This is a genomic window from Peribacillus sp. Aquil_B1 (assembly GCF_022603275.1).
GTDB lineage: Bacteria > Bacillota > Bacilli > Bacillales > DSM-1321 > Peribacillus.
The window spans coordinates 1-23,936 of record NZ_JAKXEE010000001.1; the positions used below are offsets into that span (position 1 = coordinate 1).

Annotated in this window: 25 protein-coding genes, 15 tRNA genes, 2 rRNA genes and 1 riboswitch; of the genes, 30 read left to right on the plus strand and 12 right to left on the minus strand. The window is 40.7% G+C overall.

Annotation, left to right across the window (positions count from 1 at the left end):
- The 17 genes from MPH60_RS00005 to MPH60_RS00085 all read left to right on the plus strand — a co-directional run.
- Window positions 1-119 (plus strand): 23S ribosomal RNA (locus tag MPH60_RS00005); the annotation flags it as partial.
- A gap of 119 nt (window positions 120-238) precedes the next feature.
- A 5S ribosomal RNA gene (rrf, locus tag MPH60_RS00010) occupies window positions 239-354 on the plus strand.
- Window positions 355-363: 9 nt separating this feature from the next.
- A tRNA-Asn gene (locus MPH60_RS00015) sits at window positions 364-438 on the plus strand.
- A 5-nt stretch (window positions 439-443) separates the two neighbouring features.
- Window positions 444-535, plus strand: a tRNA-Ser gene (locus MPH60_RS00020).
- A 9-nt stretch (window positions 536-544) separates the two neighbouring features.
- Window positions 545-619: transfer RNA gene (locus tag MPH60_RS00025), tRNA-Glu, on the plus strand.
- A gap of 15 nt (window positions 620-634) precedes the next feature.
- A tRNA-Val gene (locus tag MPH60_RS00030) sits at window positions 635-710 on the plus strand.
- Window positions 711-815: 105 nt separating this feature from the next.
- Window positions 816-889, plus strand: a tRNA-Met gene (locus MPH60_RS00035).
- Window positions 890-894: 5 nt separating this feature from the next.
- A tRNA-Asp gene (locus MPH60_RS00040) sits at window positions 895-970 on the plus strand.
- A gap of 12 nt (window positions 971-982) precedes the next feature.
- Window positions 983-1,058, plus strand: a tRNA-Phe gene (locus MPH60_RS00045).
- A gap of 7 nt (window positions 1,059-1,065) precedes the next feature.
- Window positions 1,066-1,141, plus strand: a tRNA-Thr gene (locus MPH60_RS00050).
- A gap of 16 nt (window positions 1,142-1,157) precedes the next feature.
- A tRNA-Tyr gene (locus MPH60_RS00055) sits at window positions 1,158-1,241 on the plus strand.
- Window positions 1,242-1,251: 10 nt separating this feature from the next.
- Window positions 1,252-1,325, plus strand: a tRNA-Trp gene (locus MPH60_RS00060).
- Between the two features lie 17 nt (window positions 1,326-1,342).
- Window positions 1,343-1,418, plus strand: a tRNA-His gene (locus tag MPH60_RS00065).
- Between the two features lie 35 nt (window positions 1,419-1,453).
- Window positions 1,454-1,528 (plus strand) — tRNA-Gln (locus MPH60_RS00070).
- Window positions 1,529-1,531: 3 nt separating this feature from the next.
- Window positions 1,532-1,606, plus strand: a tRNA-Gly gene (locus MPH60_RS00075).
- Between the two features lie 8 nt (window positions 1,607-1,614).
- A tRNA-Cys gene (locus MPH60_RS00080) sits at window positions 1,615-1,688 on the plus strand.
- 8 nt (window positions 1,689-1,696) lie between these two features.
- Window positions 1,697-1,777, plus strand: a tRNA-Leu gene (locus MPH60_RS00085).
- Between the two features lie 334 nt (window positions 1,778-2,111).
- Here MPH60_RS00085 and MPH60_RS00090 read toward each other — a convergent pair.
- Window positions 2,112-2,402, minus strand: coding sequence for a hypothetical protein (locus MPH60_RS00090; protein WP_241593842.1), 291 nt, complete (start codon window positions 2,400-2,402; stop codon window positions 2,112-2,114).
- Window positions 2,403-2,615: 213 nt separating this feature from the next.
- The gene (locus MPH60_RS00095; protein WP_241593843.1) at window positions 2,616-2,822 is read right to left on the minus strand and encodes a hypothetical protein; all 207 of its coding nucleotides are present in this window, start codon (window positions 2,820-2,822) and stop codon (window positions 2,616-2,618) included.
- A 370-nt stretch (window positions 2,823-3,192) separates the two neighbouring features.
- Between MPH60_RS00095 and glsA the strand changes: the two genes are divergently transcribed.
- The gene (glsA, locus tag MPH60_RS00100; RefSeq protein WP_241593908.1) at window positions 3,193-4,134 is read left to right on the plus strand and encodes a glutaminase A; all 942 of its coding nucleotides are present in this window, start codon (window positions 3,193-3,195) and stop codon (window positions 4,132-4,134) included.
- 272 nt (window positions 4,135-4,406) lie between these two features.
- Here the strand turns inward: glsA and MPH60_RS00105 are convergent, their stop codons facing one another.
- Window positions 4,407-4,601, minus strand: a complete 195-nt coding sequence (locus MPH60_RS00105; protein ID WP_241593844.1) for a hypothetical protein — start codon at window positions 4,599-4,601, stop codon at window positions 4,407-4,409.
- Window positions 4,588-5,109: a tyrosine-type recombinase/integrase gene (locus MPH60_RS00110; RefSeq protein ID WP_241593910.1), complete on the minus strand. Its 522-nt coding sequence runs from the start codon at window positions 5,107-5,109 to the stop codon at window positions 4,588-4,590. Before MPH60_RS00110 ends, MPH60_RS00105 begins: the two co-directional genes overlap by 14 nt.
- 358 nt (window positions 5,110-5,467) lie before the next feature.
- On the opposite strand from MPH60_RS00110, the gene MPH60_RS00115 reads away from it, so the two are divergent.
- The 3 genes from MPH60_RS00115 (at window position 5,468) to clpP (ending at window position 7,513) form a co-directional block, all read left to right on the plus strand.
- The gene (locus MPH60_RS00115) at window positions 5,468-5,794 is read left to right on the plus strand and encodes a hypothetical protein (RefSeq protein WP_241593845.1); all 327 of its coding nucleotides are present in this window, start codon (window positions 5,468-5,470) and stop codon (window positions 5,792-5,794) included.
- Window positions 5,795-6,190: 396 nt separating this feature from the next.
- Window positions 6,191-6,898, plus strand: coding sequence for a sigma-70 family RNA polymerase sigma factor (locus tag MPH60_RS00120; protein ID WP_241593846.1), 708 nt, complete (start codon window positions 6,191-6,193; stop codon window positions 6,896-6,898).
- A 30-nt stretch (window positions 6,899-6,928) separates the two neighbouring features.
- Window positions 6,929-7,513, plus strand: coding sequence for an ATP-dependent Clp endopeptidase proteolytic subunit ClpP (gene clpP, locus MPH60_RS00125; protein WP_241593847.1), 585 nt, complete (start codon window positions 6,929-6,931; stop codon window positions 7,511-7,513).
- Between the two features lie 102 nt (window positions 7,514-7,615).
- Here the strand turns inward: clpP and MPH60_RS00130 are convergent, their stop codons facing one another.
- Window positions 7,616-8,509: a TauD/TfdA dioxygenase family protein gene (locus MPH60_RS00130; RefSeq protein WP_241593848.1), complete on the minus strand. Its 894-nt coding sequence runs from the start codon at window positions 8,507-8,509 to the stop codon at window positions 7,616-7,618.
- Between the two features lie 30 nt (window positions 8,510-8,539).
- Window positions 8,540-9,529 (minus strand): ABC transporter substrate-binding protein, encoded by a 990-nt coding sequence (locus MPH60_RS00135; protein ID WP_241593849.1) that lies wholly within the window; start codon window positions 9,527-9,529, stop codon window positions 8,540-8,542.
- 383 nt (window positions 9,530-9,912) lie between these two features.
- On the opposite strand from MPH60_RS00135, the gene MPH60_RS00140 reads away from it, so the two are divergent.
- Window positions 9,913-10,680, plus strand: coding sequence for an ABC transporter ATP-binding protein (locus MPH60_RS00140; RefSeq protein WP_241593850.1), 768 nt, complete (start codon window positions 9,913-9,915; stop codon window positions 10,678-10,680).
- Between the two features lie 23 nt (window positions 10,681-10,703).
- Window positions 10,704-11,537 carry an ABC transporter permease gene (locus MPH60_RS00145; protein WP_405390234.1) on the plus strand — a complete coding sequence of 278 codons (834 nt, stop codon included), beginning with the start codon at window positions 10,704-10,706 and terminating at the stop codon, window positions 11,535-11,537.
- Window positions 11,538-11,598: 61 nt separating this feature from the next.
- Here MPH60_RS00145 and MPH60_RS00150 read toward each other — a convergent pair whose 3' ends face one another.
- Window positions 11,599-12,825: a sensor histidine kinase gene (locus MPH60_RS00150; protein ID WP_241593852.1), complete on the minus strand. Its 1,227-nt coding sequence runs from the start codon at window positions 12,823-12,825 to the stop codon at window positions 11,599-11,601.
- Between the two features lie 417 nt (window positions 12,826-13,242).
- Between MPH60_RS00150 and MPH60_RS00155 the strand changes: the two genes are divergently transcribed.
- The 6 genes from MPH60_RS00155 (at window position 13,243) to thiC (ending at window position 20,060) form a co-directional block, all read left to right on the plus strand.
- Entirely contained in the window at window positions 13,243-14,163 is a 921-nt protein-coding gene (locus tag MPH60_RS00155; RefSeq protein ID WP_405390232.1) for a glycerophosphodiester phosphodiesterase, read from the plus strand.
- A gap of 156 nt (window positions 14,164-14,319) precedes the next feature.
- Window positions 14,320-15,459 (plus strand): zinc-dependent alcohol dehydrogenase, encoded by a 1,140-nt coding sequence (locus MPH60_RS00160; RefSeq protein ID WP_241593853.1) that lies wholly within the window; start codon window positions 14,320-14,322, stop codon window positions 15,457-15,459.
- 318 nt (window positions 15,460-15,777) lie between these two features.
- Window positions 15,778-16,230 (plus strand): hypothetical protein, encoded by a 453-nt coding sequence (locus tag MPH60_RS00165; protein WP_241593854.1) that lies wholly within the window; start codon window positions 15,778-15,780, stop codon window positions 16,228-16,230.
- Between the two features lie 227 nt (window positions 16,231-16,457).
- Window positions 16,458-16,991 carry a histidine phosphatase family protein gene (locus tag MPH60_RS00170; protein ID WP_241593855.1) on the plus strand — a complete coding sequence of 178 codons (534 nt, stop codon included), beginning with the start codon at window positions 16,458-16,460 and terminating at the stop codon, window positions 16,989-16,991.
- A 135-nt stretch (window positions 16,992-17,126) separates the two neighbouring features.
- Window positions 17,127-17,915: an HAD family hydrolase gene (locus MPH60_RS00175; RefSeq protein ID WP_241593856.1), complete on the plus strand. Its 789-nt coding sequence runs from the start codon at window positions 17,127-17,129 to the stop codon at window positions 17,913-17,915.
- A gap of 116 nt (window positions 17,916-18,031) precedes the next feature.
- A riboswitch (TPP riboswitch) is annotated at window positions 18,032-18,146 on the plus strand.
- Between the two features lie 135 nt (window positions 18,147-18,281).
- Entirely contained in the window at window positions 18,282-20,060 is a 1,779-nt protein-coding gene (gene thiC, locus MPH60_RS00180) for a phosphomethylpyrimidine synthase ThiC (protein ID WP_241593857.1), read from the plus strand.
- A gap of 287 nt (window positions 20,061-20,347) precedes the next feature.
- Here thiC and MPH60_RS00185 read toward each other — a convergent pair whose 3' ends face one another.
- Window positions 20,348-20,857 carry a DUF3231 family protein gene (locus tag MPH60_RS00185; RefSeq protein ID WP_241593858.1) on the minus strand — a complete coding sequence of 170 codons (510 nt, stop codon included), beginning with the start codon at window positions 20,855-20,857 and terminating at the stop codon, window positions 20,348-20,350.
- 103 nt (window positions 20,858-20,960) lie between these two features.
- Window positions 20,961-21,104 (minus strand): hypothetical protein, encoded by a 144-nt coding sequence (locus MPH60_RS00190; protein ID WP_241593859.1) that lies wholly within the window; start codon window positions 21,102-21,104, stop codon window positions 20,961-20,963.
- Window positions 21,105-21,282: 178 nt separating this feature from the next.
- Between MPH60_RS00190 and MPH60_RS00195 the strand changes: the two genes are divergently transcribed.
- Window positions 21,283-21,915, plus strand: coding sequence for a spore coat protein (locus MPH60_RS00195; RefSeq protein WP_133352230.1), 633 nt, complete (start codon window positions 21,283-21,285; stop codon window positions 21,913-21,915).
- 42 nt (window positions 21,916-21,957) lie between these two features.
- Here the strand turns inward: MPH60_RS00195 and MPH60_RS00200 are convergent, their stop codons facing one another.
- The 3 genes from MPH60_RS00200 to MPH60_RS00210 form a co-directional block, all read right to left on the minus strand.
- Window positions 21,958-22,323 (minus strand): carboxymuconolactone decarboxylase family protein, encoded by a 366-nt coding sequence (locus MPH60_RS00200; protein WP_241593914.1) that lies wholly within the window; start codon window positions 22,321-22,323, stop codon window positions 21,958-21,960.
- Window positions 22,324-22,434: 111 nt separating this feature from the next.
- On the minus strand, window positions 22,435-23,214 hold the full coding sequence (locus tag MPH60_RS00205) for a cytochrome c oxidase assembly protein (RefSeq protein ID WP_241593860.1): 780 nt from the start codon (window positions 23,212-23,214) through the stop codon (window positions 22,435-22,437).
- Entirely contained in the window at window positions 23,204-23,722 is a 519-nt protein-coding gene (locus MPH60_RS00210) for a DUF2243 domain-containing protein (RefSeq protein ID WP_241593861.1), read from the minus strand. Before MPH60_RS00210 ends, MPH60_RS00205 begins: the two co-directional genes overlap by 11 nt.
- Window positions 23,723-23,936: the final 214 nt, after the last annotated feature.

Genomic DNA, 23,936 nt, shown 5'->3' on the forward strand with positions numbered 1-23,936 from the left:
AGATTTCCCATGGCGCAAGCTAGTAAGATCCCTGAAAGATGATCAGGTTGATAGGTCAGAGGTGGAAGCATGGTGACATGTGGAGCTGACTGATACTAATAGATCGAGGACTTAACCAACGCTTTTTAAAAATTGAAATACCTTCTTATTATCTAGTTTTGAAGGAATGAAAATTTCTTCTTGCATTTTCTCAAAAAGACGTTATAATAGTATATGTCTTGAAAAAATGTTAACAATGTTTGGTGACGATAGCGAAGAGGTCACACCCGTTCCCATTCCGAACACGGCAGTTAAGCTCTTCAGCGCCGATGGTAGTTGGGGGTTTCCCCCTGTGAGAGTAGGACGTCGCCAAGCTTATATTGTTCCGCAGTAGCTCAGTGGTAGAGCATTCGGCTGTTAACCGAACGGTCGTAGGTTCGAGTCCTACCTGCGGAGCCATTATTGGAGAGCTGTCCGAGTGGCCGAAGGAGCACGATTGGAAATCGTGTAGACGGGTAACCCTGTCTCAAGGGTTCAAATCCCTTGCTCTCCGCCATTTATACCTGGCCCGTTGGTCAAGCGGTTAAGACACCGCCCTTTCACGGCGGTAACACGGGTTCGAATCCCGTACGGGTCACCATTTAGACAACATATTGGAGGATTAGCTCAGCTGGGAGAGCATCTGCCTTACAAGCAGAGGGTCGGCGGTTCGATCCCGTCATCCTCCACCATTTTTCAATAACATCAAGTTGTTTCAGCATAAAGGATTGATTATTTCAGCCGATTGAAACGCTCAACACGAAAACTTGATTCATAAAAAGCAATATTATTACCGTCGCGGGGTGGAGCAGTCCGGTAGCTCGTCGGGCTCATAACCCGAAGGTCGCAGGTTCAAATCCTGTCCCCGCAATCTATGGTCCCGTGGTGTAGCGGTTAACATGCCTGCCTGTCACGCAGGAGATCGCGGGTTCGATTCCCGTCGGGACCGCCATTTTTATTGCTTGGCTCAGTAGCTCAGTCGGTAGAGCAAAGGACTGAAAATCCTTGTGTCGGCGGTTCGATTCCGTCCTGAGCCACCATAGTAGTGCCGGTGTAGCTCAACTGGTAGAGCAACTGACTTGTAATCAGTAGGTTGGGGGTTCAAGTCCTCTTGCCGGCACCATGTTTCATCCATATGCGGAGGGGTAGCGAAGTGGCTAAACGCGGCGGACTGTAAATCCGCTCCTTAGGGTTCGGCAGTTCGAATCTGCCCCCCTCCACCATTTTTATTACAGGGGTATAGTTTAAAGGTAGAACAGAGGTCTCCAAAACCTCCAGTGTGGGTTCGAGTCCTACTACCCCTGCCAATTCAAATTCTATAATGGCGATTGTGGCGAAGTGGTTAACGCACCTGATTGTGGTTCAGGCATTCGTGGGTTCGATTCCCATCAGTCGCCCCATTTAATAAAACATGATATAATGATTATAACGTTAATGGGCTATAGCCAAGCGGTAAGGCAACGGATTTTGATTCCGTCATGCGAAGGTTCGATCCCTTCTAGCCCAGCCATATGCGAAAGTAGTTCAGTGGTAGAATACAACCTTGCCAAGGTTGGGGTCGCGGGTTCGAATCCCGTCTTTCGCTCCAAAAACGTTGGCGGCATAGCCAAGCGGTAAGGCAGAGGTCTGCAAAACCTTTACCACCGGTTCGATTCCGGTTGCCGCCTCCAACAAACATGCCGGTGTGGCGGAATTGGCAGACGCGCACGACTCAAAATCGTGTTCCTCTGGAGTGCCGGTTCGACCCCGGCCACCGGTATCACCAATAGCGTAGAATCGCTATTACATCAAGCTTCACACTTAATTGTGTGAAGCTTTTTTGTGTTCATGGCGCACTACAGAATATGTACAAATAATGTGCGGGGGCATTATGCAATGGTTTTTAATCACTCCAGAATGAAGGGAATTGAAACCAAGGAGCAAACAAAATCGAATCAAACAATTGGCAGCTTATCGGAGTTTAAAAGGTGATAGAATCTTATGGACTGAAATCGTTTATTTTATCAACGTTTGTTCTTACTATTAAAAAGAAAAAACGAATGGGTCAAAGAGTATGAACTCTGCCATTCGTTTCGTTAACTTTGATAAATGATTTAGAATTCAATATTCATAGCACTTAGGTCCGCTTCCGTATAGCCAGAAGCGGAGAGTGCGATTTCAATTTTTTCAGCAGCCTTATAATCAAATAATTTGAATTTAGACATTAATGCGAAAGCATTTTGATTTTCGATCGCCAAGGCAACAGCCTCCACGTCTTGCAGTAACTTCAGGTCTTCAATGTAGAATTGAGCGGTTCTCATCGCTAAATACTCATTCGTTGTAGTCGAACTGTAGAAAAGTCTTGTTAAAGTGGCGATTGCGTTAGGAACGAAAATCTTATTCATAATTACCCCTCCACTATTCATAATATTCTGTCACCCGAGTCATTACTAGTATGAGTTACTCTAAAAATGTTGTCAATCTTTATCTTTTGAGCATTTTTACTCACCAGTTGAAAGTAAATCTGTACTCAAATTAAGTAAATGAATGTTGCTGTTACGAAATGATGATCCTTACTGTGTTCTAACTTTTCAAAGGGATTATGAAACAACAGGTCGTTATAAACTGTGAAGAAGTCGGGCTTCCACGTTACGCAGCTCTCCAGATGAAACACTATCAGCCACAATTATTTGCAATGTTCTCGTAGCTGTCATTCGTTTGTCTGGATACTTCAGTTGTAGACGCTGTTGTATCGTTCGGAAAAGTTCATTGTTTTCTGGACGGTTGGTGTTATAGATTTCTTGTAAACTCTTCGATTTTCCCATGGCTTTTCCTACTTTCCATCAAGTGTGAAATACATATGAAAGCTTATGCGATAATATATATTTCCGTATAAGCGCTTCTAATTCCTTCTTTTTTAAATTAAATCTTCTTTAAAGAACAGTGAAGTTGCTCCGATTTTTTTACAAGGCGTTGGCTTATCTGTCTTACTGCTTGACCTATGACGTATTTGTTGTTGATTTTCTTTGTCTTTATGAAAATAATTCTGAAACTGTACATCTAAATTAAACCAGGAAAGTAACCGCTTCGCAGTTTTATAAATAATATCGATGAGATATGGCAATAAATATAAAAACACTATCTAGGAACACTTCACTAAACATATTTTCTAAGGGGCGGAAAATTGTGAACAATATGGGATGTCAATGCAGTTCCAATGAAGAATTACAGCAACTGGTCGATGAGGCAAAAAAATATACAAATATGGGAACAGTTGCAGACTATATACCGGCTCTTGAAAAAGCGAATCCTGGGGATTTGTCTGTTGCAATTTACTATCCTGACGGAAAAGGATATTGTGCTGGGGATGTAAAAGGTAAAATGACTCTGCAAAGCATATCGAAAGTTTTGACACTTGCTCTAGTATTAATGGAAAAGGGAGAGGAATATGTCTTTTCCTATGTAGGAAAAGAACCTACCGGCGACCCTTTTAACTCAATTGCCAAATTAGAGACAAACAAGCCATCCAAGCCGTTAAACCCGATGATCAATGCAGGAGCATTGACTGTGACCCACATGATAGCAGGTAACAGTGTAAATGAGCGATTTCAGCGTATTTTACATTTTATCCGGGAGTTGACGCAAAATCCTACTATTGATTTTAATGAAGAGGTTGCCCGGTCAGAATATAATACAGCAGACTTGAATAGGGCGTTAAGCTATTTTTTAAAGCAGCATAATGTAATAAATGAGGATGTGGAGGATTTAATCGAATTGTATTCGAAACAGTGTGCCATTGAAATGAACAGTCAGGATTTAGCGAGGATAGGCTGTGTGCTGGCCATGAATGGAAAAGATTTGCTGACGGGAAAGCAAATCATCCCCGGGGACATTGCCCGTATTTGCAAGACATTCATGGTTACTTGCGGCATGTATAACGCATCAGGTGAATTTGCCATTAATGTTGGCATACCGGCTAAAAGCGGTGTGTCAGGGGGAATCATGGGGGCCGTACCCGGAAAATGTGGGATTGGAATTTATGGTGCAGCGCTGGATGAAAAGGGGAACAGCGTTGCCGGGATAAAAATCTTGGAATTGATGGCGAAAAAGTATTCCTTAAGTATGTTTAATTTGTAAACATTGAAACCATTACCGAATGAGTCGGATGATATTGATTAATTTTTTTATTCGAAAGTTGTCTGGAATCAAATCGTAAGCATACGGCTTAGGGGAGTCAGAGAAGAGAGAGAATGAAGCTTGAAATAGGAGCTTTTTGTGGTGTTACAGGAAGATGAAAGGGCCTATCAGATGCATGATAAATGAGGTTCAGTTTAAAGCCTTAAAGAAACAAGCATTTACTTTCAAGGAAAAAAAAGACCTCTGCACATAAGGGCAAGGTCTTAAGCCAATCATAACAAGTTGGAGAAAAGAGTTACTTTTTTATATAAAGCATTTACCTCTTTATTTCGATGTTCCCCGATTTCATTTCTTAGCTGGCCTTCCATATCGGTCATTAAATCAGCTAATTTCAATGCCTTTTGTCTATCGGAAATATTGCTGCGAATGATAGATTCATATTTTGCGTTGTATTCAGTCAGTGACATTTCTTCCGTCCTCCCATAGTGCAAAGTCATTTAAACTGTCCTCTGTTACATCATCAGCAACCCCAATGTACCTTAGTGTAATTTCAGGATATGAATGGTTAAGGATCATTTGTAACTCAGCAAGGTTCTTACTTCGTTTATAGTGCCAGTACCCGAAGGTTTTCCGCATGGTATGAGTACCGACGCCCACGATGTCCACCATGTCCGCTGCTTTATTAAGCTGTCTGTAAGCTTGTATCTTACTTATTGGCTTATCGCCCTTGCGTGAGGGGAATAGCCATTCACCATCAATGGTGGCTATATAGTCTGCCAATTCATTACATACATTGTTAAGCTGTATCATTCTTGGCTTTTTTGTTTTCCCTTCCTTGATGATTACCTCCATCTTGCCTTTAATGTCCTTTATCTTCAGCGATAATAAATCAGTTACACGCAAGCCGGTATTGATGCCTAACAAGAACAATATGTAGTCTCTCTCGCTGCAATGTCTTTTCAATGACCATTTCATATCATCTAATTTTTCCAATGATCTAATTGGTTGAACGTCTATTAAATGTTCTTTCGGCAAATGTGTTCACCCTTAATTCACACTAATGGAATCAGTATTTTGAATGTATACTTTTAAGAGTAACACTGAAAAAGGCCGGAAGTCAATTTGAGGAGCATACTGATATTTTTTGGACTGTCCATTTTATAGGGTTCGGAGTATTTTTAGTTGTTTAATGAATAATAGCAATAAAAAATTCCTGGAACTTGATATAATGAAAATAGTAATATTTTTCTAAACTAGTGTTATTGATGGATATTTAATAGATGATTTAATTCATTGTGAATTTATTATGCTTTAGCAGATTGGGGAAACCACCATGAAGAGAGTTTTAGCTATATTGAAAAAGGTGCTGCCTTTAAGGTCAAGGTTGATTACTATGGCAATTATGATAGCCGTTTTTTACTGCATGTTCCTGTTTGCAGACCTGGAGAATGAAAAGTCAGACAGCGAGCGTCATAACGAGCGATCAGTGAATTTTGAAGAGATGAGCGATGAAGAATCTGAAGAGATGCCTGCAGGTTCTTTGGTGAACTATTGTAAAGATAGCGCTAATGAAAGTCGCACCTCCAATTGGTTTGGTATTGAAGAAAAAGAAATGGAACCTAGCGAATACACGGTCGAATGCATTGAACACTTGGAATAGCAGCAATACGGATCACCTGGAATTTTGAGATTCAGGATTCACATCAAGGATCCGGGACGACAGGCTTATCGGAACAAGATGCGATTTGGGAAAACGTAACGGCATTGCGGAACATTACTGTAAGCAGGAGGTCACATCCAAGGATTGCTTAATGGAATGCAAGGAGAATAATAATTGGTTTGAAAAATATGGTCTTCACTGGGGGAGGCCCTATTTGTAGCATCATTGATATTAGCCTGTTTGGATCTTAACCAAACAGGTTTTTAGTATGAAAGGAAATCCAAAGGAAAAAATGGAATAGAATATAATGAAGAATGAAGGAAAATTTTTCACCCCCATATCTTTTTCTCTTTCTGAAACGTTTATAGGATAGAGGGTGTTGAAGGAGTGAGAAAAATGATAAATAAATTGAGTGAAGATATTTCTGAAGAAAAGGATAACGGTGCAATTTTGCGTGAAGTCTATCCTGAATTGCTTCGGTTTTGCCGATTCCTGACCCAAAATAATTGGGATGGCGATGATTTGGCACAGGAAACGATATTGAAGGCAATGCAGGGCTATGGGAAGAAAACGGAGATAACAACCGCTCTATTGAAAACGATAGCCCGACATTCCTGGATTGATACGATTAGAAAAAGAAAAAAAGAATCCTTAGACGATCTGTTGGATAATGAACAGCAGGCGGCAGGTGGGGAAAACCTCTTTGAAACGGTTGAATATATAATGAAATCCCTTACCCCGAAACAAGCTGTAGTGTTCATATTAAAGGAAGGGTTCCTCTATCGGTCAAAAGAAATTTCAGATTATTTGAAGACCACGGAAACGGCAGTAAAGGCCATCTTGAACCGTGTGAAAAAGCGTTTTGACAATGACATTGATGAGCGTATGTTGTCTTGTGTGGAAGATTGGCAGGATGAGGAGGAACAACGGCTCATGTCCCTGATGACACAGGCTTTAAAAGCCCAAAATCCTGATATCCTCATCAGAAGCATCCCATCTTTCAAATCCCTGAACAGTGAATCGATGATTCCTAAACTGATGCATCGTCCGATTCTTTCCAAATCAACCTTCACTCCTTCAAACACACTCTCAATGGCTGCTTAGCCAATATTATTGTTAGGAGGAAGAAGAGATATGACCACCATTCCATATGTTATTGAGCAATCAAGCAAGGGTGAGCGCTCGTACGATATTTATTCCAGACTTCTAAAAGACCGTATCATCATGATTGGGGAAGAAATCACCGATCATTTAGCCAATAGCGTGGTTGCCCAATTGTTATTCTTGGCAGCTGATGCACCAGATAAAGAAATTACCATCTTCATAAACAGTCCGGGGGGATCGACCAGTGCCGGTTTCGCCATTTATGATACGATGCAATATATTAAGCCTGATGTCCGGACTGTATGTACGGGGATGGCTGCATCATTCGGTGCCATGCTTTTATTGGCGGGTACGAAAGGGAAAAGGTGTGCTTTGCCAAATAGTGAAATCATGCTTCATCAACCGCTTGGTGGGGCGAGGGGGCAAGCCACGGAAATTGAAATCTCTGCCCGAAGGATTTTGAAGCTAAAGGATCATATCAATCAAATCATCTCGGAAAGGACCGGCCAGCCTATCGAAAAGGTGGCGAAGGACACAGATCGTGATTATTTCTTAAGCGCAAATGAGGCGAAGGATTACGGTATAATCGATGAAATAATCGTTAAGGCTAATTAATCCTGTAAAACGCCATGTAAGTTCAAAATAATCTGGACGAAAATGAAAGGAAACTGCCGATATGATATCGGCAGTTTCCTTTTTTTCACTCGATACATTAGTTTATTTTTTTATCATTAGTCTGCTGGACTCGTTCTCCTTGTTTACGGGAACGTCTTTTCCGACAGTGACCCTGCGAACGACGCGGTGCCGGTCCCCGTAATCGGCAATGGCATAATGCTGCGTGGCTAGGTTATCCCAAATGACCACGTCCCCTTCACTCCATTGCCAACGCACGGTATTTTCTAAGCGCGTGACGTATGAATCGAAGATACTTAATAATCTTTCGGATTCGCTTGTTGTATATCCTTCCACTCTACCAGCAAAGCCACCTAATAACAAATGCCTTTTTCCGGTTTCTGCGTGCACGTGAACGACTGGGTGCCTTGTTTTATAAATGGTCGATTCGAATACATCTCGATATTTCTTTTTAACCTCATCATCGATGTTTTCAGCTGGTTTGAATTGGGCATAATCATATTCATTTGTATGAATCGCCCATAGTCCGTCCGCTAATTTCTTCAATCCATCCGGCAGGTCCTCATATGCTTGATTCGTATTTGCCCAGACTGTATCTCCGCCAACGTCAGGGATGGTTACACCTCTTAAAATAGAGTATTTTGGAACTTCTGGAACGAAAGTGACATCAGTATGCCAATGGTTTGCTTTTGCACCCCTTTCGGAATCAAGTTCGAAAATATAGTTAGTATTGTCTTTGACCGGTACTGTAGGATGTGCATAAGGCTCACCCAATAGTTTGGCAAAAGCTTCTTGGCTGGCATCGTCCAAATGATTTTGGTCTTTGAAGAATACGACTTTATGATCGTTTAACGCTTGTTTAATTTCACTGAAAATAGCTAAATCCAAGTCTCCGCTTAATTGGACTCCTTGTATTTCCGCTCCAATCCTTCCTGCTACCGGTACCACTTTCAATTGTTGTGTTTTAGTTTCCGTCATAATCAATCTCCTCCTGTAATGTATGTTTTTTTATTTTTTAAAGGCTTCATCAATGTATTCATTGTGGATCTGATTTTTAAAATTAAATGATTTCTTGATATAACCCACACCAGCTAAAGTATCGATGGATTCTTGTTGTGCTTTGATGGCATCTTCGGTAAAGAAGATATTTGGTTTTTCGGCCGTTATTATTGTCTTGACCGTACCCACGGGCAATTTAGTTTCTTTGGAATAAATTTCAGATGCTTCATCTGGATGTTCAATTTGCCAGTCGGCAGCTTTTTTATAAACCTTTAAATAGGCCTCGACAATTTCAGGATGCTCTTCGGCAAAGCCCTTACGTGCAATGATTGCACCAGGAGCCAATATTTTTCCTTTTACTTTAAGTGCGACAGCATTCCCTTTTTCAATATTATTAAGGTAATAAGGGTTCCATATCGCCCAGGCGTCCAATTGTTTGGTTTCAAAAGCTGCTTGAGCATCATCCGGTTGTAAATTGATGAGTTTAATGTCATCAATCGTTAAACCATGGGCTTTCAAGGCCTTGATTAAATACACATGACCCGTTGTCCCCGAGGCAACCCCGACCGTTTTTCCTTTTAAGTCTTCAATCTTCTTTATGTCACCTTCTGCTTGAGCCAGAATCCGGACAGATGACTCACCCCGACCTGTTTGGGCAATCACTTCAAATGGCAGATTCTTATCAATACCGGCAATCAGTGCACCATCCCCTAAAAAGGACAGGTCAACCCGATTGGAAGCAAGGGATTCCAAGAGCGGGGGACCACTCGAGAATTCACTCCACTCGATTTGGGCATCCAGTTTAGAAAACTCTTCGTTGAACAATCCCTTTTCCTTTGCAATGACCAATGGTCCCATCTTGCCATTTAAGGCAATATGAACTTTCAGCGGATCACTTTTCCCGGAAGCTTTGCCGGCATCGGAATTACAGCCTGCCAATACAGCGATGCTAATGATGGCAAGTAGTAATGCGGTTAACTTGTTACGATATTCCTTCATGAATTCCCTCCTTTTTAATACACTTACCACATCTGGATAGTCAGATTAATGACAAAAAGAGATTCAACGAAGAGTATGCCGGGGTACTCTTCATTGAATCTCCGGTAGTCCAGTTGATTCACATGACCTTTATTCAATCGGCTCCAGTGTGAAGCGGTTTTGTGTATGAATGCATCTTAACAGCTGTTAGAATTATCTGTCAATTATTTTTTTGTAATTAATCCGATAAAATAAATTGGTATTAAGTGTTGATTAAAAATAATCGATAAGTTAATATAAAATGAAATATTGAATCGACTAGTTAACTAGAGATTCAGCAAAGGGACAATATGTGCCTTATTGCTGGATCTCTATTTTTTTTTATTTAAGAAAGGGTGAGGGTATTGGTTGCGTCGTTAGAAATTAATCAAGTAAGCAAAACATTTAAGAATGAGAATGAAAGTGTCCATGTTTTGGATCATTTAAAACTGACCGTCAACAATGGTGAATTCGTCACTATCATTGGTCCGAGCGGCTGCGGGAAAAGCACATTATTAAAGTTGATCGCAGGACTTGATTCAGACTTTGACGGAGCAATCATGGCAGGGAATCATCCGGTTAGCGGCCCTTCTAAAGACCGTGGATTCATTTTTCAGGAGCATCGCTTATTTCCATGGCTAAACGTGGAGAAGAATATTGCAGGTAACCTTCCATTAAAGAAACCGGACATTCGAAAAAGGGTGGATGATTTGATTTCACTTGTTAAACTAAAAGGATTTGAAAAGGCGTATCCACGCCAATTATCGGGTGGAATGTCGCAGCGTGTTGCCATTGCCAGGGCTTTATTACGTAATCCGGAAGTATTATTGCTGGATGAGCCATTCGGTGCATTGGATGCATTCACGCGAACGCATCTTCAAGAGGCTTTACTAGAAATATGGGAGAGGAATAAGACAACGATGGTGCTTGTCACCCATGATATAGATGAATCCATCTTTTTATCGAGGAAAGTGGTCGTCATGGATGCAAAGCCTGGACGGATTAAAGCTATCGTTCCAATTGATTTGCCATATCCAAGAACGCGAACAAGCAAAGCGTTTCAGGAATTCAGGTCCGTCATATTAACCCAACTTGATCATCATCCAGTAGAAGTGGAGGATTGGAGCATTTAATTAAATTTTTGAAAAAAGGAAGGATGAAAATTATGTCTACACAGACCGTTGCTCAAAACAAGCCGCTTGTCATAAGGGAAAAGACAAAACAATCAAAACTCGCCAAATCGGCATTGCGAGGTTCGGTCCTTCCCGTTGTCGTGTTGATTGCATGGCAAACATTAGGATCGGTTGGCATCCTGTCAGCCCAATTATTCTCATCACCTTTATTGATCGTCACGACTTTCATTGATCTCGTTCAGTCGGGGGAAATGGGCATCCATTTACAAATCAGTTTAACGCGGGCTCTTCTAGGCTTTGCATTAGGTGGTTTTTTAGGATTATTGTTTGGAGTCATCGTTGGCATGCAAAAAAAATCCGAAGAATATTTAAACCCAAGCATTCAAATGTTACGAACGGTCCCTTTACTTGCGATTACCCCTTTATTCATTATGTGGTTCGGATTTGGTGAACTATCTAAAGTGCTGCTTATTGCTTTAGGTGCTTTTTTTCCTTTATATTTACAAACTTTTTTGGGCCTTCGGAATGTGGATAAAAAACTGTACGATGTTGCTCTAATCTTGGAGTTTAACCGTCGGGAACAAATAACGAAACTCATGATTCCGGCAGCTTTGCCAAACATATTACTTGGTATCCGTTTAGCCTTAAGTGCGGCTTGGATGTGCCTGGTCGTCGCTGAATTGCTGGGTGCGGATAGAGGGGTGGGCTTCATGATCCAGGATGCCCGTTCATTCATGCAAACGGACGTCGTATTCGTAGGCATCATCATTTTTGCCCTCGCTGGTAAAATCTCAGACTCGTTTGTCCGCTTTTTAGAAAATCATTTGCTGAAATGGCAAGATAGTTTTAAAGCCTAATTGAAAAAGGATGACCGCCCGGTGATGGGGGGGCATCCTTTTTCTTATTAGGGATATATGTTTAATCTATTTCTTTATATAAGGGCAAATAAATGGTGAACGATGTTCCTTTGTTCACTTCGCTCTGTACCACGATTTTCCCTTTGTATTTTTGAACGATGGAATAACAAACGGTCAGGCCGATACCGGTTCCCCTATCTTTAAGTGAATAAAATGGGGTACCTAGTATTTCAAGCTGTTCTTTTGAGAGGCCAATTCCTGTATCCGTAATTCGTATTTTTGCCATAGTGCGTTCCTGCTCTGTTTCCACCTTGATGAATCCGGGGTTGTTCATTGACTCAATTCCATTTTTCATGATATTGACCAGGATCTGTTTAAGCTCGATGGGATTCATGTTAATGTGCAGGTCGTCACGGAAATCCAGGAGAAAGCCTATGTTGCGATTATTGGCGAAACTGGTTAAGAGTTCGGAAATCTTTTGGATTTCATAATTTAAAGGAATGACCTGTACATTATCCGTTTGCGGTTTTGCCAAAGACAAATAGTCATTGATTATCACTTGTGTATATTCAAGTTCTGTAAGCATGGTCTGTACATAAAATTTTTCCGTTTCATTCAGTTCCTTCTCTTGATCTAATAACTGGGCAAATCCTTTTACGACTGTAATAGGATTACGTATCTCATGTGCAATGGTGGCAGCGAGCTGTCCGACTGAGTTCAGTTGTTTGGCCTGCTGTATTTCCTTATGAAATGCATTAGTGGATTCCACCCTATTATTGGTTCCTATGAATACGAATACCAATATGATTTGTATAGCGATGAAATTAAGCGTGTTGCCGAAACTATCCAAAGCGACATATTCATAAGTATATTGAAGATCCGTTTTAGAAATGATCAAGATGGAAGCGGGGCCTAATATGATATTTAAAGTGGCGACAACATAAAACCCGATTTTATCAAAGAGAAAAATGGGAATCAAGGGTGCTAAAGCAAATAAAGCCAGCATGATTGCGGTATCTGGGAATATCAAGAATTTTCCATATAAATAAACAGTAATTAAGAAAATGAATAGGGTTTTATAAAAATTGACTTCTGTTTTTAAGTAAAATAACAGAGAAATTATCATCCCCGATATTAAAATGACCTGTAATATCATCTCGTAGGGATTATCTTTCCAACTTATAGGTGAAACAGAAATCCCAACTAAAAGTAAAAAGGATATCATTGCCATGAATGCTTTCAGTATAAATCGGTGTTTGTTTTGATAATATTGATAATTTTTTAACATAATTCCCCTTAATATTAATATTCTGTTTGTTTGTTTAATAGTAATATGATACTAGTTTTTTGTAAATCAGAAAAAGATAGATTTTGCTATTGATAGTCTTTGTATCCATATTTTTTAAAAAAACATACTCCCTGCAAGATTCGGTTGGAATACAGCAGCGGAGGGGGCTACTATTTCAATATGAACATCCCAAAAAACCTTTTATAATTACCAGTATCCATGTTTAGCATTTTAACGGGTTTTTAATCATTTAAGCTGTCATCCGAATTTTGAATTAGGTCAAACCACATGAATGCCCCGTGTTCGATAGGTTATTTTGACCATTTTAACTAATATATTATATCTTTACATTATATTTGCTGTAAGTTCACATTCCCCTTCTAAAATGATGGTAATAGTAGGAGGGAGAGAGGGAAAATGAAAACGAATATAAAGAAATTCGGTTTTTGTATGATGAGTGCGGCCTTTATATTGCAGGCTACTTCCATGGGGGCCTCAGCTGCAAATGGAAATCATTCCAATTCATCTATTTATGAGAAGAAAATCGTGAATATCGCACATAGGGGAGCTTCTGGTTATGCACCTGAACATACCATTCCCGCTTATCAATTGGGAGAACAAATGAAAGGCGACTACATAGAAATCGATCTTCAAATGACCAAGGATGGAAGATTGATAGCCATGCATGATGAAAAGGTGGATCGTACAACGAATGGTACTGGGCTTGTGAAGGATTTAACGCTGGCAGAAATCAAGAAACTGGATGCCGGTACATGGTTCAATGAAAAATATCCGCAATTGGCAAAAGAGGTATATGAAGGGTTAACGGTTCCCACTCTTGAAGAAGTCTTTAAGAAGTTCGGAAAGCAAGCCAATTACTATATCGAAACAAAGTCCCCTGAAGTATATCCGGGAATGGAAGAAGAACTTCTGCAGGTTCTGGAAGAATATAAAATGGTGGATTCAAAAGGCCGTACCAAGAATGTATTAATTCAATCGTTCAGTAAAGAAAGCCTTATGAAGGTTCATGACATGAATCCAAAGTTACCGCTTGTGCAGCTTTTTTCTTATAAGAACCCAGCAACCATTTCCGATGAAGAATTGGAGTCCATTAAGGAATATGCAATTGGCGTTGGCCCGAACTTCAATAAGGTAGACGGACAGTATGTGGAGATGGTTCGCGACCATGACCTCCAATTCCATCCATATACCGTAAATGAAAGAGCGGATATGAAAAAGGCTCTTGAATGGGGTGCAACGGGGCTGTTTACGAATTATCCCGATGTATTCAACGAGGTACTAAGTGAGTACAAGCACAATAATAAAGTACCTAAATAAATGGTTTCATAGGTAAGTCCCGGTTTCCGGGGCTTTTTTTTGTCATCCAAGTGCAGCATAATGAAGAGTTTCTTGATGAAATTAGATGTTCATAGGCTTAGTAGCCTTTTTTGACGGGTATATCAAATGTATTAAGAATATTTTAGGAGGTTGAATATGAAGGCTGTAACTTTTCAAGGAGCAAAAGATATACAGGTAAAACAAGTTGAAGATCCAAAACTTCAGCAAAAGGATGATATCATCGTCCGAGTGACTTCAACGGCTATTTGCGGGTCTGACCTCCATATATATCAGGGTGCTTTGCCGACGCATAAAGATTATGTCATTGGCCATGAACCGATGGGCATCGTCGAAGAAGTGGGTCCGGAAGTAACGAAGGTGAGAAAAGGGGACCGGGTTGTCCTGCCTTTCAACATTTCTTGTGGGCACTGTTATTATTGTGAACATGATATGGAGAGTCAATGTGATAATTCCAACCCCAATGAAGCGGTGGATACAGGCGGATACTTTGGTTTTACGGAACGATATGGGAATTATCCTGGCGGGCAGGCAGAATATTTAAGGGTACCATATGGAAACTTCATGCCGTTTGTCATCCCAGAGTCATGTGAACTTGAAGATGAAGCGCTTTTGTTCATGTCCGATGTGCTGCCAACCGCATATTGGAGTGTAGAGAACGCTGGCGTCAAGAAAGGTGATACGGTAGCGGTATTGGGCTGTGGGCCGATTGGTTTGATGGCTCAGAAGTTCGCTTGGATGAAAGGAGCAAAAAGGGTCATTGCCATCGACAATCTTCCTTATAGACTCAATAAGGCTAAACAGATGAATAAGGTTGAGGCGTATAACTTCGATGAATATAACGATATGGGCAGCTACATTAAGGAAATCACTTCAGGCGGGGCAGATGTGGTCATAGATTGTGTGGGAATGGATGGCAAGAAATCAACGATAGAGGCGATTGAGCAAAAGCTGAAACTTCAGGGTGGAACATTAAGTGCGATCGAGATTGCACTTAATGCCGTACGTAAATTCGGCACGATCCAATTGACTGGCGTATACGGATCCAAATATAATATGTTCCCATTAGGCAATTTATTTGAGCGGAACATTAATCTGAAAATGGGACAAGCGCCGGTCATTCATTACATGCCCAAGATTTTTGATAAAATCACGGCTGGAGAGTTCGACCCCACGGAAATCATCTCCCATAAAGTCCCTCTAGAAAAAGCGAGTGAGGCTTATCAAATTTTTAACGATCACGAAGATGAATGTATTAAAGTGGTGCTAAAGCCATAATGTGAAGCTTATAAAAGTCCAATGCCTTGAGCGGCATTGGACTATTTAGTTGGGTTCATAAATAGAACAAAGTTAACGGTTATTATCGATAAACGTATAAATGAGGAATGAAATATGAATGATAATTATCAGGATTTGTGGCTTTCATATCAGCGAATCCCGAAATATGACAATTGACCCTTCAGTGTTGAAGGAGAGTATGAATTGAAAAAAGAGTCGCTATGAATATAAGATGCAAGTGAACTTGAATAAGGGTTTTTGGTAATGAAATGTACTATTTATATTATATAATGATAATGTCAAAAGGAGGATGTACAGATGGTATATAATTCGGCAACAGAACTTTGTGAAGGGTTTGAGTATCAGCCCGTTCACGTCAAATTGACGATAGACATCGTCGATAAGAGATTGGGACCTGTAAAGGCGGAAGCAGAGATTGCTATCAAGCCTGTTAAGTCAAAGGAATATCTGGAAGTATTGGTGGAGGAATTGGAATCGGATCATATCTTTGCTGATGAAAATGGCAGTATCTATGGCAGCTTCGGCATCGATCAAAGCATCCAGATATATGATGAAGTCCTGACTACCATTCCGTTCGATGAGTTGATCGGAAATGAAAATTGGAAAGAGACAGTTGAGCAATCCATCACTGTGGATAAGCTGAAGGAACAACTGGGGAAATCTCTCAATGATTATCAATTCAGTGATTTGAGCGGAAAATATAAATTCAGGAAAAGATGTACGATAACAGAACTACAATTCATAGATTAAACGAAAAATGGAGAAGGCGAAACGCGTTCTCTTTTTTCGATGCTCTCATAATTAAACGATGGAACTTTAATAATTTTTAAACATATACACAGTGCCAAGGAGAGTTCAGTAAGGTTTAATGGTTTCAACATACTTTTTTCTTAAAAGTTTTACATAGGGTAATATATTGATAAGGGCTTTTTACAAGAAAAAGAAACGTATATTTTAAAAGATAAAAAGGAGAAGATATGAAAATTGGTTTGGTACGGCATTTTAAGGTGGCACATGAATTTCCTACTGGGAGATCGGTAACGGCGGATGAAATGAAGCAATGGTTTGAGGATTATGATGCAGCCGATATTATTTATGGGACGACTTTATTTGGCGTGGAGGAATGGCAGGAATGTTATTGCAGTGATATGTCTAGAGCTGTCAAGACAGCGGAACATATCTATCCAGGTACGGTTCACCGGATGGAGGAGCTGCGGGAAATACCTTCCCCGCCTCTTAAAGGAAGGGTAAAGCTGCCATTCATCCTTTGGGCCATCTGGATTCGCTGCTGCTCGGTGTTCAACAAGCAGACAAGGGCGGAAATTAAGATCGCAGAGCGAAGGATCAATAAAGTATTGGATGAAGTCTTTGCAAAGGGGGAACGGGATGTGCTGATCGTGAGTCATGCCGCCCTCATGGTATATATGAGGAAAGAGCTGATCCGACGGGGATTCACCGGTCCAAAATTCAATATCGCCAGTAATGGTAAGCTGTATGTATTTGAAAGATGATAAGTGAGTATGGGTTTCCCGCTAGAAAAGGTAAGTCATTTTCCGAATAGTTATTCTTTTTTTATTGGTTGTGGTTTATTATTGTAATAGTGTAATTTTTACGAATTCAATAATAGGGAAAGAGGGGTGGACATTTTGCTGAAGGCAGTTTTTTTTGATTTAGATGATACATTACTATGGGATCAGAAAAGTGTAAAAGAAGCTTTTGTGGCCACATGTGAAGTGGCCAAGGAGAAATATGATCTAAATGTCGACGAGTTTGAAGAAGCTGTGCGAAAGGAAGCGCGTGAGCTTTATTCTTCTTACGATACATATGCATTCACACAAATGATCGGAATCAACCCATTTGAGGGGCTATGGGGAAATTTCCAGGATGATCATGATGAATTCAGGAAGATGGCGGGGATTGCACCGGCTTATCGGAAAGAAGCGTGGACGAGAGGGTTATTGGCATTAGGGATCGATGACCCTGAATTTGGGCTTGAACTGGCAGAACGTTTCCCTGCGGAGAGACGCAAAAAGCCATTTATCTATGAAGAAACATTCCGTGTTCTGGATGAATTAAAAGGGAAGTATAAGTTGCTATTGCTTACGAACGGATCTCCTGAGCTGCAAAATACTAAACTTGAAATTACTCCTGAACTGGTTCCTTATTTCGACCAAATCGTGATATCAGGCGCATTTGGAAGAGGTAAACCGGATGCCTCCATTTTTGAGCATGCTTTGGAAATCATGGAGCTTGATAAGGATGAAGTATTGATGGTCGGCGATAATTTAATGACGGATATCCTCGGGGCATCACGAGTAGGCATAAAGTCTGTTTGGATAAATCGCCATGATAAGGAACGGAATGAAGTGATTCCAACCTATGAAATCAAGCATTTAGAGGAGCTTTACCCAATCCTTGAGAGCCTGGGGAATTAATTAACGGCTCTCCTTCAAAAAACCAATTTTGGAGAGTTGTAATGAAAATATTAGGTCTTTCAAATTATTTACAGAATGAAAAGGGTGAGATATAGTTACCCTGTAATCAATTAAATTATTCAGACTAGGGGTGTCCAATAAAAGTTGGGCTGAGAGAGAAGCGCTTAAGCTTCTTAACCCTCAGGACCTGATCTGGTTCATACCAGCGTGGGGAAGTTAGAATCTACTAAACAATGACTTTTCAATTGGTCATTTCTGTAGTCATACTAACGTTAGCCAGGTCTTAAATATGAGATCTGGCTTTTTCGTGCGAAATGGATTGGATTTTGTCCTTTTTAAATGAACTTAAAAAGGAGAAATGAAATCATGATGAGTAATTCTGTAGATGACATGAATGTTTCAATTATGTCCAGTTTTGCCGGGAGTAAAAAAGTGTATGTTGAGGGATCTAGACCTGATATTAAAGTACCTATGCGTGAAATTAAGCTAAGTCCGACTACAGGGTCATTCGGCGAAGAGGAGAATCCGCCTTTACGAGTATATGACACAAGCGGTTTTTATACGGATTCAGAATATCCCATTGATATTCATAAAGGTCTTGCCCCGATTAGACGCAGCTGGGTTCTGGAAAGGGAAGATGTTGAAGAGTATGAAGGGCGTGAAATAAAGCCCGAAGATAACGGCTATAAAAAAGAGTCACAATCCAACGCCGAAGTTTTTCCGGGATTGAAAAGAAAACCATTGCGTGCTGCGAAAGGGCAAAACGTAACCCAGCTCCATTATGCCCGAAAAGGTATCATAACTCCGGAAATGGAGTTCATCTCGATCAGGGAAAATGTAGCCCCTGAGTTTGTTAGAGAAGAGGTAGCTAGCGGGAGGGCGATCATACCGGCAAATATTAATCACCCTGAAAGTGAGCCCATGATCATCGGACGTAATTTTCATGTGAAAATAAATGCGAATATTGGAAATTCCGCTGTTAGTTCATCGATTGAAGCCGAAGTGGAGAAAATGACTTGGGCTACACGTTGGGGTGCAGACAACATAATGGATCTTTCCACCGGTAAAAATATTCACACGACCCGGGAATGGATTATCAGAAATTCACCTGTGCCAGTTGGGACGGTTCCGATATATCAAGCATTGGAAAAAGTGAATGGAGTCGCGGAAGATTTAAATTGGGAAGTTTTCCGGGATACATTAATCGAGCAGGCTGAGCAAGGTGTCGATTACTTCACCATACACGCTGGTGTGCTTTTACGATACATTCCCATGACAGCAAAGCGTGTTACGGGAATCGTTTCCCGAGGGGGCTCCATCATGGCACAATGGTGCTTGGCCCACCACCAAGAAAGTTTTCTCTATACTCACTTTGAAGAGATTTGTGAAATCATGAAGGCGTATGATGTTTCTTTCTCTTTAGGTGACGGCCTCCGTCCGGGCTCCATTGCAGATGCAAACGATGAGGCTCAATTTGCTGAATTGGAAACATTGGGGGAACTGACGAAGATTGCTTGGAAGCACGATGTTCAAGTCATGGTGGAGGGACCTGGTCACGTACCGATGCATTTGATTAAAGAAAATATGGATAAGCAGCTGGAAGTCTGTCAAGAAGCACCATTCTATACCCTGGGACCATTGACGACGGATATAGCTCCTGGATACGATCATATCACTTCTGCGATTGGTGCTGCCATGATTGGATGGTTTGGAACGGCCATGCTTTGTTATGTGACACCGAAAGAGCATTTGGGACTTCCGAATAAAGAGGATGTTCGTGTAGGGGTCATTACTTATAAAATTGCAGCCCACGCAGCTGATCTTGCTAAAGGTCATCCCCAGGCACGAAAACGGGATGATGCCCTTTCGAAGGCTAGATTCGAATTTCGTTGGCGAGATCAATTCAATCTTTCCCTTGATCCTGAAAGGGCAGTTGAATATCACGATGAAACACTTCCGGCAGAGGGTGCCAAAACAGCCCACTTCTGTTCAATGTGCGGACCCAAATTCTGCAGTATGAGGATATCTCAAGACATCCGTGATTTGGCGAAGGAAAAGGGTCTGGGTTTTGAGTCGGTAATCGATGAAGGTCTTAAAGAAAAAGCGAATGAATTTAGGAAAACGGACGGGGAAATCTATCTATGATTCGGAGAGAGGGAGAATTCGATGAATCGGGCAATTCAAATAAAAGTTGAAATGAAACAGTTGGAAACTCAATTGGAACAGCTGAAAAGGGAGCTGAACATTTTTCGCGAGCATTGTAATCATGAATTTGTAAAAACTGATTATAGTCAACAATGCACAAAGTGCCACTTAATCGAAAGTCTGCAATGGTAGTGATTCCTTAATCCTTTCATTATTGGAATTAATCCCTTAATCATGTTGGGCATCCAATCACGATGTCAACATGATCAGGGGATATTCCATTATATTTACATACTTGTTTTATTAATATGAAGAGGAGGAGGGACAAGCCAGCCTTTTTCCTTATTCAATCTTAGGAAGTCAGCACCCAATGCAGCTTTATTCGTATGGAATTGAGCGAACATCTGTGCAATATCTTCTCGGATGCATTGACCCATGATTTGGCTGCAAGCAACTAATCCTGCATTAATATCGATTGATACTGAAGCGGAGATTTCAGGGTCTTGAAAACGTGCCCCGACGGGAATATCCTCCAAATTAGCTTTAGGCCTTTCAGGTGGTGACGGAGGAAGTCCTACGTTATTTTCTTTTAATAATGATTCAAGTTGGTCAAGTTCCTGTTTCCCTTGATTGATCACTTCAACAAGTAATTTATGCAGGTCCTTGTCGCCTGTATGATTAAGCATAGTTTGATGACAGGCAATCAGCCCTTTTGTAGTTGTTAGAAATGACCATGTTCCGAATACTTCACCGTAATGCATGGGCTCTTCTTTTGGATTTCCACTTAAAATTCCCATAACCATCCTCCTTGAAATTCATTATTTAACGCATTTAAGTTCCCCTGAATTCATCCAAGTATGCATCAAAGATGTTTAGGGAATGTCAGAGGTCTTTTAATGCTTAACCTTTTATTCCTTGTAGCCATTCTTGATAACATTCATCACAGAGCATTTCATTTCTATCCGTGTCAGTAACTTGAAACGTTACGACATGGATTTTTTTCTCTTCCGTGTCATCACTACAATAGAAGCATTGATGTGTCATTGGAATTCCTCCCAAACATATAAAGTGTTTATAGTTTAAAACGCCACGTTTTTTTTATACGGAAAACATGATGTAGCAGCTTATTGGTCTTCTTGGAAGAGTTTAGATTGAATAATCCAGTTGGGGTTTAACATACTAAACTTGTTCGCATCATTGATAAAACGAGGAGGGAAATACTATGCAAAACCAATATCAACAAGGCCAAGTACACCAGAACATGCAAACGGGTGCCATTCCCCCACAAATGAATCACGGTGGTCACGAAGTATTCGATGTACATGAAGTGTTGTCGGGAACGATTGGTACTTTAAATACGTATACTCTTTTGCGTCAGCATATCCAAGATCAGGAATTACTTGATATTCTGGATCGTCAATATCAGTTCATCCAAGATGAATATAATATTTCACTGGAGTGCTTCCAATCGGGCCAGGATCCTTCTAAACGGACTCAGAGCTACAAAATGAATCAAGGTAACGATTTTATATATGGATTGACACCAACTCAGCCAAAGAAACCTTTGCAATCCGTATCGGAAATTACGGATGAATGCATTTCAGGCTTGATGCTTGGAGCTGTTAAGTCTGCAGCATCCATGAAAGCGATGGCAGCGCTTGAAATAACGAATCCGGTGGTTCGCCGTGTATTTGCAGATTCCGTTCCAAACTGCATTGAAATGGCATATGAGATTTCGATATATCAAAACAAACATCATTACTATCAGGTTCCGCAGCTTGCACAGCAGGATATGCAGCAAATGTTGAATTCATATGCACCCGCACAAGGAAATAACAACAACATGAGTCATTAGAACAAAAAAAGGGATAGGACTATTTGTCCTATCCCTTTTTTCTTACTGTTTCATCTGATTTATATCCTGGATGCATTCCTGGATGAGTGTTACAGCCTGACTCATGGCGGCTCCTCCGCCGAATGCTGCGGTCACACCAATAGCTTCAAGAATTTCCTGTTCGGAACAGCCTTGATCAAGACATCCTTTTGTATGGTAGATAATGCAGTATTCATCTTGTGAATATAAGCTTATACCCAATGCGATAAGCTGTTTTTCTTTCTGGGATAATTGACCTTCTTTAAAGCACTCTTCCGTAAACGAATTGAATTTCTCTGCGAGAACAGGCATTTTCTGCGTAAAGGCACCGATTCCAGCTTTATAATCACGAAGAGCATTTTCAGTAGAATTGTTAGCTTCAAATTCCATTTCCATTCAGCTCCATCCTAAATTTTTTTCATCAAAAATTAGTATGAGCTAAATGCTGGACGATTAAACAGAAACAGAGGAGTTTAACTAAGTAATATGTAACCGTCCTTCCTACAAGGCAAGTGATCCCTTGGGCCGGGTGGCTTTGAACCATTGATAGCAAAGGATGCAAATAAGTGCAACGTCAATGGCATCACCGGCATAGTACATTAACATTCCTCCATTTTCCGCTTGTTCCTTTGTGACTCCGCTTGGAGGATGGGCAAAAATATACTTAGAAAGAATATCATGGCCGGCCAGTGAAATTGTAAATACGACAGCACGAAACATGAAGCTGAACCTGTGGGGCGTCGGGTCCATATAAATCATAGACGCAGTGAATAGATAACCCGCTATGAACACGTGAAAATGCACTAATGCATGTAGAAGGGCATTATGATGCATCAACCGATATAACTCAGTCGTATAAAGTATCCAAAGCCCCCCAATATTAAGCACAGAGGCAGTGATTGGATTGCTTATAATGCGTAGCGGCCAACTTTTCAACACCTTTGAAAGGCGTCTTGCTGATTGTACATCAAGTGTTCGCAGTGCAAGAGTAATAGGTGCAGCAAGCACGAGCAGGATGGGTGCAATCATTCCAAGCAGTAAATGACCAACCATATGTGCCGTGAAGTCGATATGCGCGCGATTGGCTATGGGACCTATAATTGCAGACGCTGCACAGATGGTGCCAAGAATCCAAAAGAGTGTACGGTATAAGGGCCATTTTTTATAGCGGCGGTTCGAAATTACGACAGCTGCGATATAAATCACTATAACAAGCGCCAAAAGAATCAATAAAATCGGGCCAAAGCCAGCCCCACTATTAATATGTCCATTACTGTGCATTACTGGTATCTTCCTTCATTTTAAGTAGGCTGCGCCGTGTTTGAATGACGAGGATAATGCCGATCAAGATCATGATTGTGGCTGCAATGTTCCAAATCAAATCGTATGGGAGAATATCGACATTGTAACGGATTTGATGGAGACGCATGAGCTTGTGCTGGATGATCCCGTCATATAATTGAAAAGAACCTGCCCCGAGCAAAACTCCTCCTATCCACCTTTTCAGCCATAATCCCCTTCTGCGGCGAAGGTCAGCGAACATGAACAAAGCCCCGACCGTTGCAAACCAGCTTAGGGCATGAAATAAACCATCCGAGACAAGCCCAATATTGGATGTGGACTTGTCATAGAAATGGTGCCAATGCAATAGTTGATGAAAGATGGCCTCATCGATGAATGCCACCAATCCGATCCCGAATAGAAAACCGGACCATAGATTACGAGCGGAATAAGTATTACGTAATTGTGAAATAGATTGATCATTTTGATTTCGGGGCTTGAAATCCATTTTCCATCCTCCTTTTAATCTTCCTATTTATGGTTATTTTTACTTTACCCTGTATTGTAAAGTTATAGACAGGTAAATGGACCTTTTATAAATCTTATTTATTGAGCGATTCATAGCCTAAAGATGATCCTTGGATTTTTAGTTCCGTAATCATTGTTAATGGTATGTAAATTTTTTCTAATTATTGTTCATTATAATTGGATTCAGGTTTCAA

Bases quoted from the DNA above. Each gene is read 5' to 3' on its own strand.
- MPH60_RS00135 (WP_241593849.1), bottom strand. From the start codon at position 9,529: ATGAAGGAATATCGTAACAAGTTAACCGCATTACTACTTGCCATCATT.
- MPH60_RS00130 (WP_241593848.1), bottom strand. From the start codon at position 8,509: ATGACGGAAACTAAAACACAACAATTGAAAGTGGTACCGGTAGCAGGA.
- clpP (WP_241593847.1), top strand. From the start codon at position 6,929: ATGACCACCATTCCATATGTTATTGAGCAATCAAGCAAGGGTGAGCGC.
- MPH60_RS00145 (WP_405390234.1), top strand. From the start codon at position 10,704: ATGAAAATTATGTCTACACAGACCGTTGCTCAAAACAAGCCGCTTGTC.
- MPH60_RS00210 (WP_241593861.1), bottom strand. From the start codon at position 23,722: ATGGATTTCAAGCCCCGAAATCAAAATGATCAATCTATTTCACAATTA.
- MPH60_RS00110 (WP_241593910.1), bottom strand. From the start codon at position 5,109: ATGAAATGGTCATTGAAAAGACATTGCAGCGAGAGAGACTACATATTG.
- MPH60_RS00170 (WP_241593855.1), top strand. From the start codon at position 16,458: ATGAAAATTGGTTTGGTACGGCATTTTAAGGTGGCACATGAATTTCCT.
- MPH60_RS00120 (WP_241593846.1), top strand. From the start codon at position 6,191: ATGATAAATAAATTGAGTGAAGATATTTCTGAAGAAAAGGATAACGGT.
- MPH60_RS00200 (WP_241593914.1), bottom strand. From the start codon at position 22,323: ATGGAATTTGAAGCTAACAATTCTACTGAAAATGCTCTTCGTGATTAT.
- MPH60_RS00195 (WP_133352230.1), top strand. From the start codon at position 21,283: ATGCAAAACCAATATCAACAAGGCCAAGTACACCAGAACATGCAAACG.
- glsA (WP_241593908.1), top strand. From the start codon at position 3,193: ATGGGATGTCAATGCAGTTCCAATGAAGAATTACAGCAACTGGTCGAT.
- MPH60_RS00165 (WP_241593854.1), top strand. From the start codon at position 15,778: ATGGTATATAATTCGGCAACAGAACTTTGTGAAGGGTTTGAGTATCAG.
- MPH60_RS00090 (WP_241593842.1), bottom strand. From the start codon at position 2,402: ATGAATAAGATTTTCGTTCCTAACGCAATCGCCACTTTAACAAGACTT.
- MPH60_RS00105 (WP_241593844.1), bottom strand. From the start codon at position 4,601: ATGTCACTGACTGAATACAACGCAAAATATGAATCTATCATTCGCAGC.
- MPH60_RS00150 (WP_241593852.1), bottom strand. From the start codon at position 12,825: ATGTTAAAAAATTATCAATATTATCAAAACAAACACCGATTTATACTG.
- MPH60_RS00155 (WP_405390232.1), top strand. From the start codon at position 13,243: ATGAAAACGAATATAAAGAAATTCGGTTTTTGTATGATGAGTGCGGCC.
- MPH60_RS00190 (WP_241593859.1), bottom strand. From the start codon at position 21,104: ATGACACATCAATGCTTCTATTGTAGTGATGACACGGAAGAGAAAAAA.
- MPH60_RS00205 (WP_241593860.1), bottom strand. From the start codon at position 23,214: ATGCACAGTAATGGACATATTAATAGTGGGGCTGGCTTTGGCCCGATT.
- MPH60_RS00095 (WP_241593843.1), bottom strand. From the start codon at position 2,822: ATGGGAAAATCGAAGAGTTTACAAGAAATCTATAACACCAACCGTCCA.
- thiC (WP_241593857.1), top strand. From the start codon at position 18,282: ATGATGAGTAATTCTGTAGATGACATGAATGTTTCAATTATGTCCAGT.
- MPH60_RS00160 (WP_241593853.1), top strand. From the start codon at position 14,320: ATGAAGGCTGTAACTTTTCAAGGAGCAAAAGATATACAGGTAAAACAA.
- MPH60_RS00185 (WP_241593858.1), bottom strand. From the start codon at position 20,857: ATGGGAATTTTAAGTGGAAATCCAAAAGAAGAGCCCATGCATTACGGT.
- MPH60_RS00115 (WP_241593845.1), top strand. From the start codon at position 5,468: ATGAAGAGAGTTTTAGCTATATTGAAAAAGGTGCTGCCTTTAAGGTCA.